The following is a 14,160-nucleotide window of genomic DNA, read 5'->3' on the forward strand; positions in this document are numbered from 1 at the left end:
AGCTCACGAGTTTAGAAAATTTCAATTTAATCGGCTTGTGGAGTTAGGGTTTAAACACTAGGTTTACTTTTTTAACAAAAAAGGAACTTGCTATGTCTCGCTTAATATTCATTTTACTGGGGCTGAGTGTTAGCCTGAGTTGTTTTGCCAATATTCTGCCCGCTACCCATCATGCGTTGGTCTATGAAGGCCGCATTCATAAAAACTATCAAGACGGCAGTGTTGAATTCAACTGGCCAGGCACAGCCATTCATACTCAGCTGGTGGGTAAATCCTTAGCAGTTAACTTAATGGGCCACGGCGAGCAGTTCGACATTCTGGTTGACGGCAAGTTACATAAAAAGATAGCTACGACGCAAACGGGAGAGGCACAAAGCTTTATATTGTTTGAGCAACCACAGCCAAAACGCGTGCACATTGAAGTGGTCAAGCGCTGGGAGCACTACGAGGCGCGCAGCAAACTTCTTAGTTTTGAGGTAGATGGCCGGCTCGAAGGTACCTGGGAGGTGCAACCACATATTCTCTTTATAGGCGATTCGATTAGTGCCGGCTTTGGCAGTGAATCTACCAAAAGGCAGTGCACCTGGCAGGAGATCAATGATACCAGCAACGCCCGGCTGGCTTTCCCTTATCTGGCTGCGCAGCAATTAAGTAGCTCCTTTACGCAGGTTTCATATTCCGGTTTAGGCTTAATTCGCAACTGGAATGGCAACCAGTCGCATCATACACTGGTCGATTATGTAGATAAAATATCAGCGGTGTTTGGCGATGAATTGCCCTATCAGGAAAGGTACCCCGAGTTAATCGTACTTGAGTTTGGCACCAATGATTTTAGTACCGACCCTCAACCCCATGAGCCATGGCAAACCATTGAAGAGGTAAAAGCTGCATGGGAGGAAGCCATGGTCGAGTTCGTTCACTCTTTGCGCAGTCGTTATCCGGAAGTGGCCATAGTGGTTATGCCCCGACCCGCTTACCCCTACGATTTTATCATTCCGGCGACGGACACCGCATTGAAACAGTTGGCCAGCGAAGGGGTCGAACATGTGTATGCCAATACCTTTGTTTCTCCTCTGGAAGGCTGTATCTGGCACCCCACGGCGCAGGAACATAAGGATATTGCATCCGGATTGGTCGATTTTATCAAACAACATGACCTGCTCTGATTGCCGGATACTCAGGCGATAAAGTCGTTTTTCTTCAATCCTGTTGTAATGCGAGCAGGTAATCTGACTGCCATGGAAGACACAACAGGAAAAGACCATGAAAAGAGCCAACTATTTACAATGTGCCCCTAAACTGATGCAACACCTGTTTGTTCAGGAACAATTACTGAATGAGGAAGTAACGCGTCACTTGGATACAAAACTGTGGGAGCTGGTTAAACTCAGAGCGTCTCAGCTAAACCAGTGCGGCTACTGTATTGCCATGCATAGCCGCCAGGCGATGGAGCAGGGAGAATGCGCCAAACGGATCATCGCACTAAACGCCTGGCGAGATATGTCGGGCTTTACGACGCAGGAGCGGCTGGCACTCACTTTATGCGAGCAATTGACAAACCTTCAACCCATTGAGGATACTCTGTATGCACAATTGTCAGACGTGTTCAGTGGTGATGCCCTGGTTACTCTGACGGTTGCCATCAATGCTATTAATGCCTGGAACCGAGTTGTCAAAATGTTTAAACCTGACCCAGATGAACAGTGAGCTAATTTTACAGCGCCATCAACCGGATGGCGAAACAGGGCGATACGTGCAGGCCGTGTGGTTTGCACGTGCTACGCAGGCGGGTACTCGCTGGTTACCCTGCGATGGTGCTCAGGGCGTTTTATTTTTGCTCAAAGGTGAGTTGACGCTGGATGAGCATAAAATATCTGCGCCTTTTCATATTCAGGCCCCTTCAAAACAATCTGCAGAACTCAGTTACAGCGCCGGAGCCGAATTTGCTGGGATCCGCTTATTCCCAGCGAGATTCAAGGCACTTCAGGAAGCGGTTCATCCAGTGTTATCGGCATCCGGATTATGTGCGCTGGCTGAGCAGCTCAAACAAGCGCCGGCACTGCATACTCTGCAGCAGTGGCTGGACACTTTTGCTGCCTCAGCGCCGAACTTGAGCTGTGACCTGCAATACACTTATCAGCTGATTAATCAGCTGATGCAATTAAATCCGCTTGAAGACGCTTATCGTGCTGTACCCCTGTGTATGCGCCAGCTTGAGCGTCAGGTAAAAGAACAGTCAGAGCTGACTCCCAAATATCTTGCTCGTATTTATCGGATCCGCAATGCGCAGCAAAAACTCAGAGATAACCCTATGACAAATCTGGCACAATTAGCATTGGCTTGCGGGTTTTCTGATCAGGCGCACCTTACCCGGGAGTTTAAGGACATTCTGCGCATCACCCCGGGTAAATATGCCCGCCAATTATTTGTGTAAATAGCGATTTTTTTATTGCCAGCAACGCCGATTGGGCGTATATATCGCGCTCGAATTCCGTTTAACCGTCAGGTGTGTAATTGGACCTTATATGGGTTTTTTTGCTCATAATAATGAGCGCTGTGTTTGCTTTATGCGAAATATCTCTGGCTGCTGCGCGTAAAGTAAAACTACAAAGCCGGCTGGATCTGGGCGATCTCCGCGCCAAAAAAGTGATGTATTTACAGGCCAACGCACACCAGTTTTTTGCGGCTGTTCAGGTGGTGCTGAACGCCCTGGCCATTGTTGCCGGTATGATTGGCGAGTCGGTATTTACGCCCTACATCTATCAGGCATCGCAAGTCATTTTGGGTCTGCTTGTTGCTGATGTGGCGCAATACCATACGATTTTGTTGCAGGTTTCAACGGTGCTGTCTTTTTTGCTGATCACGGCCATGTTTGTGTTGTTTGCCGATCTGCTGCCTAAGCGGGTTGCCATGGTGATCCCCGAATCTATTGCAATGCGCTTTATCAGCCTGATGCTGGCAAGCGTTTGGCTGTTTAAACCTGTGATTTGGCTATTTAACCTGATGGCGGATGTGATTATTCGCGCATTTAAATTGCCCAATCAGCGCGATGAACTGATCACCCGGGATGACTTGTTTGCAGTGGTTGACCAAAGTGCTGAGCAGGGAGAGTTGGGGGCACATGAGCACAATATTATCGGCAATGTACTGGATCTGGACCAGACCAGCATTACTCAGGCAATGATCAATCGTGATGCCGTTGAATGGCTCAATATCCATGACGATGAAAAAGCGCTGGCAAAACAAATTCAAAACCACAGTTTTCAGCAGTATTTACTCTGTGATGCTAGCCTGGATCAGGTGATTGCGGCCGTGGAGGCGAAGCAGCTGTTAAGTAATCTGATTGCAGGCCGACCCCTGCTCGATGCACAGCAGGAGGCTTTTTTACGGCCGGTTATCCTGCTCGATACACTGAGCTTATCGGATGCACTGAACGCGCTAAAAGCACATCCTTGCAATACTGCGGTGGTGATCAATGAGTTTGCGACTGTGGTGGGTATGGTGACATTGTCTAGCATTCTAAACTTTATTGCGCTCAAAGACAGCGAGGCGATAGAAGCCCAGTTTCGGCAAAAAGATGCATCACGCTGGCTGGTGCAAGGTGACATGTCGATGAAAGATTTCCAGCTGTCGGTGGTTGAGCATGAGTTTATGCCCGTTGACGCAATAGAGACGCTGGCGGGGTATCTGATCCATCACTGCCGACATTTTCCGCATCAGGGCGAAACAATAGAAATTGAGGGCTTTACCTTTAAAGTGACAGAGATACAGGGCCTGGCCATCAAGCAGATTGAAGTGAGCCGTAGCTAAACCTTCCACGATTGGCATCCGCGATTGGCATCTTCAAGTCAACTGTGCGCCGAAAGGTGGCGTAGTGCATTGTGTTTTAAATCAGTGTTTCAAATCAAAGTGCCAGACAGTATTTCAGTCGGGCACTTTCACTCACTTTACAAGCCTGCATCTGTCTTCTAGAGTTTTGAATAACCGTTAATTTTAGGGGAGCTGCACACTTATACTGGCTCCCTATCGAGCAGCCAGTGCATTTATCTACGCCTTCTTTATTGCTTATGGCGGGTGCAGGGGTGGTTGCCTCCGCACTGGCCTTAGTGTTTTTGTGGCTGGCCAACCGCGATGTAAAAGCCACGCTATACTGGGCGTTGTCACCAATCTGCCTGGCACTTTGCATGATCCTGTTTGGGGTGCAAAACGAGCTGCCATTGAGTGTCCGTTATCTGTTGCCCAATTTGTTTGGTCAGGCTGCCCTGATTTTGGTGCTCATTGGCTGTTACCATGCCTGCGAACAAGTTGTACCGCTGCGCCAGATTGCCTGCTATTACGGGGCATTTTTGCTCATTCACTGTATTTTCACTTACGTCGTTTCAAATTACGCGTCACGGCTGATCTTAGGTATGCTCACGCTCACCATTACATCAGGGTGGATCTGGGCTTGTCTGTATCGTTTCGGTCGGCCTCGTTATTCGGTGTCATTTGTACTGATCAGCCTGAGTCTGGGCTTTGTCACGCTGTTTGCCCTGGGTAAAGCGTTTGATGTTTTGTCAGACCCCGCGACCAATAGCCTTCAGCAAGATCAGACATTGAAAGCGCAATTATTCGTGATTTCCTTGTTTATGAGTCAGTTGGTGTTTAATTTTGCGTTTGCGATCATGACCGGGGAATATCGCAATGCCAAAAACCGTGAAATTCAGCATCAATTGATAGAGTCGAATCAGGCACTGCAGCAGGCAAAGCAACGTGCAGAGCAGCACTCCAAAATGAAATCTGAATTTTTGGCCAACATGAGTCATGAGATCCGCACACCAATCAATGGTGTGATTGGGTGTCTGAACTTATTGCTCAGTCATGACCTGGATGCACAGCAGAAACAATACGCCAAGCTGGCTGACGCCAGCGCCCATTCGTTACTGGGCGTGATCAACGATATTCTGGACTTCTCTAAAATTGAATCGGGCAAACTGGAGATTAATGTAGAGTCTGTTGATCTCTATGAGTTGGTTGATTCAGTGGTGAAGTCGTTTGCGATTACGCTGGATCAAAAGCAGCTTACTTTGCTGGTAGATTGCCACGCTCTGAAACATCGTTTTGTCCGTCTTGATCCGGTCAGGGCGCGGCAAATCCTGACCAACCTGCTAAGTAATGCTGTTAAATTTACTGACACAGGTACGCTTCAGCTGATTTTGAGGTGTGACGAGGTGGAACTGTCAGTCACCCAAAATTCGGTCACTGCGTTGCAGTGCGATGTCATTGATTCTGGCATTGGCATTAAACCCCAAGCCAGGCACAAACTGTTTAGTTCTTTCAGTCAATGTGATGCCTCGACAACCCGTAAATATGGTGGCACCGGATTGGGGCTTGCTATTGTTAAGCAACTTTGCAAGTTGATGAACGGAGATATTGAGCTGGTTGAAAGCACCGAGCCCGGCGCCCATTTTCGCTTTCATTTTGAGGTTGAGGCGCAAAAAGGCGGGCTGTGGGGCAGGGATATTGCGCCACAAGGAGCGCGTGTGGCGGTGTTGTCACAGCAGCCCGGATTAACACAAATTGTCTGCCGGCAGCTTGAGGTGTTGGGTTGCCAGGCACAGGTGTTGATGTTACCCCTTGCCGGCGATATCAGCCACGATGTACTGATTTTGGATATGATTGAACCTGCGTATAAGGAGAAACAGTTAGAAGCGCTCAGGGTCCTATCGGAGAGTCGAAAAATCCTCGCTATTTGCAATATGGAATGTGAGATACAGCACGAGCCGGTTTTTGCTCAGCACCAGATAACGGTCGTGTATCCACCGGTTACCGCCAAAGACCTGGTCCAGATGTTTTCAGGTAATTCTGGTTCTAAGCTACCCAAGCCGGTGGCGGGGGAGTCGCCCTTACGTGGCGTACGTGTGTTGCTTGCGGAAGATAACCCGATCAATCAGGTGGTTGCCAGTAAAATGCTGGCAAGTTGGGAGGTAGAAGTACAACTGGCGGAGTCCGGAAAACAAGCTGTGGATATGCTCAAAGCCATGCCAGAGCATGCCTTACCGGATTTAGTGTTGATGGACTGCCAGATGCCCGTTATGGATGGCTATGAAGCAACCCGGCATATCCGCAGCAGCCCGGAGCTGGAGGCTTGTCGTGACCTACCCATTATCGCGCTGACTGCCAATGCCATGCAGGGGGAGCGCAAAACTTGTCTGGCCTGCGGTATGAGTGGTTATGTCAGTAAACCCATTCAGGCCGATGTCCTGCAAGCTGAGATGCTCAAAATGCTGGTGGACAAAGCCGCAGGCCAAACGAAGTAGGCGCTCAGCGGCGAAAGAACTCTCTTTGTCTCTATTTAGAGCTTCCGCCCCAGGCGTTTCTCTATCTGTCGCTTTTCCCATTGCGCGCCAAACAAGTCAAAGACCTCAAACGCGCTCGCCCAGTGACTGAGCAGTCCTATCCCCCAGCCGAGTGCAGGCCACCAGGCCCAGATATACTCTGGACTGGTGAAAATGTTTATGCCAAACAGTACGGCGTTGACTAAAACATAGGTGATTAAGTGCGAGTAAAAATCTTTTATGGCGCGTACCTGCTCTATGACACGTTGTTCCTGATGGGATATGGTTTGATGGTTCATATCATTCGGCTCCTCTTTGAGATCTGCAACATCAGTTTCAAAAACAGCAGCCAACGATTTTAATGACTCCAGACTGGGACTCTGGCCTCGCTCAATTCGCTGAATAGTACGAATACTCAATCCGCTAAGCGTTGCCAGCTGTTCCTGCGACCAACCGCGTTGTAATCTGAGTTTCCTGATAATCATTATTTTTCCTGTTTGCTGCTCTGTCACTTGTTTTACGCCTATCCTCGCCGATAGTGTACGTCAGCGTAACGACACCGGAATGACAAAGTATATATTTCAATATGTTAGATGAAGGGTAACGCACTGTCTCTGGACCACACAATTGCGAAAACCTCCCTCGCAGTATAATACTATCTGGGGGTTAAGCACACCGACATGTCAAAGGCTTGGCAGACTATAAGTAGATAACTGTCGGGCATTAGTTCGTTTTCAACTCCTGAGGCAGTACAATATGAAATACTGTGCCTTCTCCGGGCTCACTGGATAACGCAATACTGCCTTTCAAGCGAGTTTCGACTAGCTTTTTCACTATATACAAACCCAGCCCACTGCCGCCTGTGCCTACCCGGGTTGTGTAGTATTTATCAAACACCTTGCTGGTCTGTTCACATTCAATCCCTTTACCATTGTCTTTTATGCTCAGGGCGACATTGCCATCCAGATGCTCTACATGAATATCTACAGTGCCAGCAGTTTGTTCTTCAAATGCGTGGATCAGTGCGTTATTGATCAGGTTGATCAACACCTGAGACAAGGCTCCGGTATCTGACACAATGTGGAGTGTTTGCGGGCAGTTAATAGAAACTGTGTGGGGAGTACGTTTTAACTTGGGCGTCAGGACGTATTGAATATTGTGCAGGTAGTCGTGTAAGTTGCACTGTGAAATAGTACCACTGAACTCGCCCACCACTATGTTCTTAAAGCTGTCTATCAGGTGCATCACATTATCCATACTGGATAGCACTATCTCACAGCTTTGGGCCGTATTATCAATAAAGGTTTGCAAATCCTGCTTTGCCAGGGTTTGCTTTTGTAACTGCTGGCCAAGTTCTTGCTGTTTTTCATTCAGATGTGACACTGCGGTACGCACCACGCTTAAAGGGGTACCCAGCTCATGGGTGAGCTCTCCAACCAGCTCACCAATATGGCTAAAATGTTGCGAGGTCTCCAGTTGTTGCTCTTTGAGCTTTGAGAGTTTCTCCAGCTCCAGCGTCTTATCCCTTAGCGTGGAAATAAGCTCATCACGTAAATTGATCAATGCTTGTAATTGCAGGTGAGTAGATACGCGGGCCAGTAATTCTTCTTGGCGAATGGGTTTTGTGACGTAATCGACCGCGCCGACACTAAAGGCTTCAACGATGTCACTTAATTCGCTTTTGCCGGTGACAAAGATAACCGGGATCTCTTTCACTTTGTCCAGTGACTTTAGCCGGCGGCAGGTTTCAAACCCGTCTATGCCGGGCATCATGACGTCGAGTAAGATTAAGTGGGGAAGGAAAATGGTGGCAATATTAATTGCTTCTTTGCCTGAAGTGGCAAATGCGACCTCGTACCCCTCGGGTTCCAAAAAGTTGGTCAGCAGTTCAAGGTTTTCAGCCTTGTCATCAACAATCAAAATTCTGCAAATATTCAGTGAAACCGGATCATCATCCATCTTGCACCTCGTCGAGCGCCGCAATAAAGCCTGACATATCAAACCTACTTATAAATTTAGCCAAGTATTGCGCAAGCTGCCTGTTATTTGGCTGCTGTGACTCAATTTCTTTTAGGGCTTGTTTGATGCGCGAGCTGTTATTGACCTGAGCATATTGGATCAATTGCGCGCGTTGTTCCACGGGTAGCGAAAAATTGGCAGGCTGGATCTCATTTGACGACTCATTATCAGAGTTTGCTGATTCCGTCAGTTCTGTACTTTCAAAGTGGTCAGGGAAGAACGACAACAAGGAGTCGAAGATTTGCTCGATTGTGTAGGGCTTACCAATAAACTGGTCAAAGCCAATACTGAGGTAATGTTGTACCTCATGGTGTAAGCTGAATGCCGAAATAGCGACGCATTTTAGCTCAGATAAACCAAGGTCCTTTCGAATGATAACAACGGCTTCATCGCCGCGCATAACGGGCATGAGCAGATCCAGAAACACAATATCAAAGTTCTTTTGCTGAATGAGTTCGATGGCTTGTTTGCCATCCTCAGCGTAATCTACGTCAATACCACAGGCTGCCAGTGTCTGGCCAAGTATCTCCCGATTATAGGCAACATCGTCTACGCATAAGGCGCTCAATTGTTTGTCGGCACGAACACTTAATTGCTGCAAATTTTTTCTCTGGGCGTTGGTGGTAGCCACTTGTGCCTCTTGCAGCGGCAAAGTAAATGAAAAACAACTGCCTTTACCAGGCTCAGATTGCACATCCAGCTTACCGCCCATCATTTCAACTTGCTTCGACGAAATACACAGACCCAGACCAGTGCCGCCTTTTTCAACACCTGCACTGCCTTGCGTAAAGCTAGTAAAGAGGTTTTGCAGATCTTCTGGTACGATCCCCGGTCCGGTGTCTTGCACCTCGAAGTGATGTAACCCCGGTTCTGGCTGGGTGTAGCTCAGTTTAATGGTCCCCTGGTCAGTAAACTTTACAGCATTGCCAAGCAAATTGATCAGCACCTGGCGCAGTTTACCCTGGTCGCCATGAACCCCTATCGGTGCATTAAGCGTGCTGTCGAGTTGCCAGGTAAGCTGCTTTTGCTCGCACTTGAGCTTGAACATACTCCCCAGGTCTTCAAGCAGTGCATTCAGTTCAAAATCAACGGGGTTGAGCTTACTTGAACCCGCTTCTATTTTTGAAATGTCCAGCACGTCGTTAATAATGTCCAGCAGGTGATTGCCCGCGCGGATAATTTTGTTCATGGTGCCTTTGTGGCTGGTGCTTAAATCATTGGCTCGCTCAAGTAATTGGGCAAAGCCAAGCACCGCATTGAGCGGGGTGCGGATCTCGTGGCTCATGTTCGATAAAAACATGCTTTTTGCCAGATTGGCTTGCTCTGCGCGCTCTCTTGCCGATTGCAATTCAGCCGTGCGTTCTTCGACTAACCCCTCAAGCTCAATATTATTGTTACTAAGCCTTTCCTGAAGCTGGGTGTTACGCCAGGCAATGCCCAGGTTATGACCCAAATTCAGCAGCAGTTGCGCTTCTTGCTCTTCTATCGGGTTGGTGTAACAGGCTATCGCAAAGATGGGCGTACCATCGGCTTTATCACCCAGAAATAGCAGGGCGTAATTGTCCAAAATGGCACTGCGCTCTGAATGGGCGCTCTCTTGAGCACTGTATTGCGCCATAAATTGCTGCCGGATTGGCTCTGGCATGGCCAGCGCAATGTCTTCCTGAGGCAGGAGCTGCTCAAAGCTTTCCCTGGTGAGATCCAGCTCAACAATAAATACACTCATTGGGGCAGGTTCAAATTGCTGGCTAAGTGGCAAAGTTTCCGTGAGGGTCTGAAATACCCTAAGTTCGAATTCAACCAGCTCAGAGTCGCTCAAAAGGGCATTGGTACAGGTGATGATTTTGTCCAGTCCTGACTGGACTTGCTGGGTTTTGTCCAGGTGCTGATAAGTGCGTAGTGCAACCAGCACCGACGCTTTTAATTTACTGCTGGTAAGCTCCGTTTTGGTTTTGTAGTCGTTAACATCGTATTCCCGGGTAATGTCAGATTCTGGCGCCATACCTGGCTGGCCGGTGCGCAATATGATGCGAACTTTGTGATTCTGAGCTTGCTCACGAACATATTTTGCAAAATCCAGTCCGGCCTCTGCGGTTTCCATCACTACGTCGAGTAATATCAGAGCAATGTCGTCATGTTCAGCCAATACCTGCTGTGCCTGAGTACCACTGTAAGCATTCAGAAAGGTCACGCCGCGGCCATCCAGTTCCATCTGCTCAAGTACCAGCCTTGAAATCTGATGGATGTCTTCTTCATCATCAACCAACAGGATTTTCCAGGGGGGCAGGCTGGGTAACTCTTCAGGTTCATCATCAGAGCCAAACAGGAGCGTGTCATCGTCAAACATATTACATCTCACTTCACGTACCGAACTTACAGTGTAGTGAATGATCAATAAAAACGACCACTGATTGGCGCATTTATCACGGCTGATGCACCTTGGGTGCAAGCGTTTGGAGGATTATAAAAGCGGCTGGGGCAGTGTGGCTTCCATGGGCTGATAAACCAGGCCGCCAGACTCGGCAACCTCTCCGGCCAACTCAAAACCATACTTTTGATAAGCCCCCACCGATGGCAGCGAAGCCGAAACCGTTACGCTCTGCTCCGTGGCCAGTTCAAATGCCGCATTAATCAGGGCTTTGCCAACGCCCTGATGTTGCTGAGCCGGGGCAACAAACAACATGGCAATATGACGACCCGCCTTTAGCTCAAGCATACCAACAGGCGTGCCTGCAATTTCAGCCACCAAAACTTGGTTGTCTTCCGCCAGCCGCGCCCCAATCGCAGCGGGTGCGGCAATTGCCTTAAAAGTATCCCGACCTGCCGCTGGTAAGGTATTGGCCAGCGCACAATCAAATGATTCCATACAAATCTGACTGAGAATATCTAAATCCTTTTGCTCCGCGGGCCTTACGTGCATGTTATTCCTTGTTTTTTAGTTGTGATATTTTTGGGGGTAATGGTGATGCAGAGATCGATTTTAAAATGTCTATCCCAGTGATCAAATCTACCCCATCTCTACAGAATCAACAATGCAGGCTTTGAACTAAACTATACAAAAGAACGAAGTACTGCCCTGTAGCTGGCTTACCGGTCATCTCTGACTTCACTTCCTAGCGCTGCGAAAAGGTGTTTCTGTCACTCGTCACCGAGCGCCTCTACCCACAGCACCCCAACACTTTTCTTAACCACTTTGACTGTGGTGCCTTTTGCAATAGGCGTTTCGCTTTTTAGCTGCCAGGTGATCCCGGAGTAAGCATGGGTGAGCTGACTTTGCTCGTTGAGATCTTCGCTGAGTGTAAAGGTAATGTCGGCAAAGTCGCTGTTTACTTCTGTGCTTTCTGTCTTAGCTTGCATACGCTTGAGCGGTTGCCAAAGTACAGCTGCCAGAGCGGCGGTTAATACCGCATTGACCCACAGCGCGTTCATCAGGGTAGCGTCCAGTAAGCCCATTGACATCATCAGGCCACTCAGGACCAGTGACAGGCCGAGGAAAAACAACACAAAGGTGGCAAAGCCCAGTACGGCGACTTCTATGATTAAAGCCAGCAGCCCGAGTACAATCAGGATCTGGCTCAGATGTTCAACAAACAGGGTCACGGCTGCTCCTTTTGCTTTTTATTCAGGCTGTTGATGATCGACATGCCCTGTGCCACCAAAGAGCTGGGATCGGTGCCGCTTTCAGGCAACAAGACCACGGAAGATTCACGGGCAATGGCCTCTTTGGCAACAATGGCTTTGCTGGCCAGGTCGAGCTGAATGGCTTTTTGGCCCTCCTCTGTGTTGGCGGCTTCACCGACTTTTCTCAGTGCATCCGCTTGCGCTTCCGCAACGGCGATAATGGCTTTCGCTTCACCTTCTGCTTTTAGGATCTGCTCGGCTTTTTCGGCCTCTGCGGCCAGTACCTGGGCTTGCTTTTTACCCTCGGCCACATTGATGGCGGCTTGTCTGTCACCTTCCGATTCCAGGATCTGCGCACGCTTAACCCGCTCTGCTTTCATTTGCGCTTCCATGGCTTCCATTACTGAGTTGGGTGGCACTATGTCTTTGATCTCATATCTGAGCACCTGAATGCCCCAGGGGTCGGATGCGGCATTGATGGCAGAGACAATATTGGTGTTGAGCATATCCCGCTCTTCAAAGGTTTTATCCAGCTCCATTTTGCCCAGCTCACTACGCATGGTGGTTTGCGCCAGCTGAGTCACGGCGAAGATGTAATCGTCGACGCCATAGGTGGCTTTGTAGGGGTCCAGCACCCGAAAGTACAGCACGCCGTCCACAATTAAAGAGATGTTGTCGCGGGTGATGGCAGACTGTGAAGGCACATCGACGGCTTGCTCTTTAAGGCTGCGGTCGGCAGAGACCTGATCGATAAAAGGCACAATAAAGTTCAAACCGGCTTCTTTGGTTGACTGGTATTTACCAAACCTTTCTATGATCCAGGCGCGGTTTTGTGGTACGAACTTAATGCTGCCTTTGAGCACAAAGATGATAAAAATCAGTAAAAAGGCCTCAACGGTGAGGAGGTAGTCGAGAATGAGCGTGATAGGGTCCATGTTTATTCCTTCTTTATTTCCGTGTCTGTATTATAGCAACAATGCTGAATGTGGACCATTACCAGCCGCCAAATCGTGGCCAGTAGTCTATTTCATCATCCGAGATCACCTGATAACCCGCATGTTGCGCGGCGGTAGCACAGGCGTGGTTCGGCAAAATGCGCAGTAAGGTACCTATGGCAAAGTCGTGGGTGCTGAGTGTGTTTGGTAATACGACGATACCATGCTCCTGATTGGCACTGTTGACATACAACCCGGGTAAAACGTGCCCGGTTTCATCACATACCTGACCGTAACCGCCTGGCTGTGACGCCAGACCAAGGTCGCGTGATAAGGCCATCCAGCCCGCGTCCAGGATCAGCCAGTTCTTTTCCTGATTATGACCAATCACCCGGGTAAGGACGCTTAATGCGATATCCTCTGGCTGGCATACGCCAAGGTCAGCCATAACAAGATCCATACTAGCGTAAACGCCAGCTCGCACTTCGGTGATTTGTGCAAACCCTTCACCCAACAGTGCTGTGGGTGTGGAGCCTACGCTAATAACGTCACAGCTGATTTGCTGCCTTTCCAGTTTACTGGCAGCATCGCGCACTGCTGCTTGTTCTTGCTGTGCCATTGCTCTGATTGCGTCCAGGCTGTGGCAGTCATATGCACCGCCGGCATGGGTCAGGACACCACTAAACAGTCCAGCGCTTTGCAGAATTTTAGCAATGGCAATGAGTTGGGGATCATCCGGTTTTATGCCGGCCCGTTTGCCGTCACAGTCAATCTCGATCAGGCAGCTAAACTGGCAATCATTTTCCCGACAAAAAGCATGGACAAATTGCGCCTGTTCGAAGCTGTCCATAAGAATGTGCATAGTGATGCCCTGGTTTTGCAGGTCCAGTATCTCAGGCAATTTGTGTTCACTGATCCCCACTGCATAAGTGATATCTTTGCAACCTGCCTGAGCAAACTGTCTTGCTTCTTGCAGCGTCGAAACCGTACAGGGCGCCGACAGATCACTTAGCATATACCGAGCGGCATCTACCGACTTCAGGGTTTTGAGGTGTGGCCGCGAGGTCACATCAAAGCGCGCCAGCTGTTTATTTAGCCGATTGATATTGTTCAGTAGCTTTTGCTTATCCAGCAATAGGCACGGGGTCTGTAAAGAATCTAGTGACATAAAAACTCCTGGTGTAATGGATCCCTGACGCAGGTAACAGTCTGCAAAAATGGGGGAGTCCTAGCGTGCTCTCAATCATACTGGTTACATGCGAATAGTC

Annotated in this window: 12 protein-coding genes; 5 read left to right on the plus strand and 7 right to left on the minus strand. The window is 48.9% G+C overall.

Going from position 1 to position 14,160, the window contains the following annotated elements; all coding sequences use genetic code 11:
- The first annotated feature begins 92 nt into the window (after positions 1 to 92).
- From ACXAH1_RS17145 to ACXAH1_RS17165, 5 genes are all read left to right on the plus strand, one after another.
- A complete protein-coding gene (locus tag ACXAH1_RS17145) occupies positions 93 to 1,166 on the plus strand; it encodes an SGNH/GDSL hydrolase family protein (protein ID WP_475198351.1) in 1,074 nt (357 codons plus the stop codon).
- Positions 1,167 to 1,263: 97 nt separating this feature from the next.
- Entirely contained in the window at positions 1,264 to 1,707 is a 444-nt protein-coding gene (locus ACXAH1_RS17150) for a carboxymuconolactone decarboxylase family protein (protein WP_475198354.1), read from the plus strand.
- Complete coding sequence (locus ACXAH1_RS17155) at positions 1,670 to 2,434, plus strand: AraC family transcriptional regulator (RefSeq protein WP_475198355.1); 765 nt, start codon at positions 1,670 to 1,672, stop codon at positions 2,432 to 2,434. The genes ACXAH1_RS17150 and ACXAH1_RS17155 overlap by 38 nt, the downstream gene beginning before the upstream one ends.
- Before the next feature lie 101 nt (positions 2,435 to 2,535).
- The gene (locus ACXAH1_RS17160; protein WP_475198357.1) at positions 2,536 to 3,810 is read left to right on the plus strand and encodes a hemolysin family protein; all 1,275 of its coding nucleotides are present in this window, start codon (positions 2,536 to 2,538) and stop codon (positions 3,808 to 3,810) included.
- A gap of 227 nt (positions 3,811 to 4,037) precedes the next feature.
- Complete coding sequence (locus tag ACXAH1_RS17165; RefSeq protein ID WP_475198358.1) at positions 4,038 to 6,299, plus strand: ATP-binding protein; 2,262 nt, start codon at positions 4,038 to 4,040, stop codon at positions 6,297 to 6,299.
- Positions 6,300 to 6,334: 35 nt separating this feature from the next.
- Here ACXAH1_RS17165 and ACXAH1_RS17170 read toward each other — a convergent pair whose 3' ends face one another.
- The 7 genes from ACXAH1_RS17170 to ACXAH1_RS17200 all read right to left on the minus strand — a co-directional run bounded on the left by ACXAH1_RS17170 (position 6,335) and on the right by ACXAH1_RS17200 (position 14,060).
- The gene (locus ACXAH1_RS17170) at positions 6,335 to 6,802 is read right to left on the minus strand and encodes a 2TM domain-containing protein (RefSeq protein ID WP_475198360.1); all 468 of its coding nucleotides are present in this window, start codon (positions 6,800 to 6,802) and stop codon (positions 6,335 to 6,337) included.
- A gap of 238 nt (positions 6,803 to 7,040) precedes the next feature.
- Positions 7,041 to 8,276, minus strand: coding sequence for a hybrid sensor histidine kinase/response regulator (locus tag ACXAH1_RS17175; RefSeq protein WP_475198362.1), 1,236 nt, complete (start codon positions 8,274 to 8,276; stop codon positions 7,041 to 7,043).
- Entirely contained in the window at positions 8,269 to 10,683 is a 2,415-nt protein-coding gene (locus ACXAH1_RS17180; protein WP_475198364.1) for a hybrid sensor histidine kinase/response regulator, read from the minus strand. Before ACXAH1_RS17180 ends, ACXAH1_RS17175 begins: the two co-directional genes overlap by 8 nt.
- Positions 10,684 to 10,797: 114 nt before the next feature.
- On the minus strand, positions 10,798 to 11,256 hold the full coding sequence (locus ACXAH1_RS17185) for a GNAT family N-acetyltransferase (protein ID WP_475198366.1): 459 nt from the start codon (positions 11,254 to 11,256) through the stop codon (positions 10,798 to 10,800).
- Positions 11,257 to 11,474: 218 nt separating this feature from the next.
- The gene (locus ACXAH1_RS17190; protein WP_475198368.1) at positions 11,475 to 11,936 is read right to left on the minus strand and encodes an NfeD family protein; all 462 of its coding nucleotides are present in this window, start codon (positions 11,934 to 11,936) and stop codon (positions 11,475 to 11,477) included.
- Positions 11,933 to 12,892 (minus strand): SPFH domain-containing protein, encoded by a 960-nt coding sequence (locus ACXAH1_RS17195; protein ID WP_046007417.1) that lies wholly within the window; start codon positions 12,890 to 12,892, stop codon positions 11,933 to 11,935. Before ACXAH1_RS17195 ends, ACXAH1_RS17190 begins: the two co-directional genes overlap by 4 nt.
- Before the next feature lie 58 nt (positions 12,893 to 12,950).
- On the minus strand, positions 12,951 to 14,060 hold the full coding sequence (locus tag ACXAH1_RS17200; RefSeq protein ID WP_475198371.1) for an alanine racemase: 1,110 nt from the start codon (positions 14,058 to 14,060) through the stop codon (positions 12,951 to 12,953).
- Positions 14,061 to 14,160 lie beyond the last annotated feature (100 nt).

This window comes from Pseudoalteromonas sp. AWH4_217 (assembly GCF_056161105.1).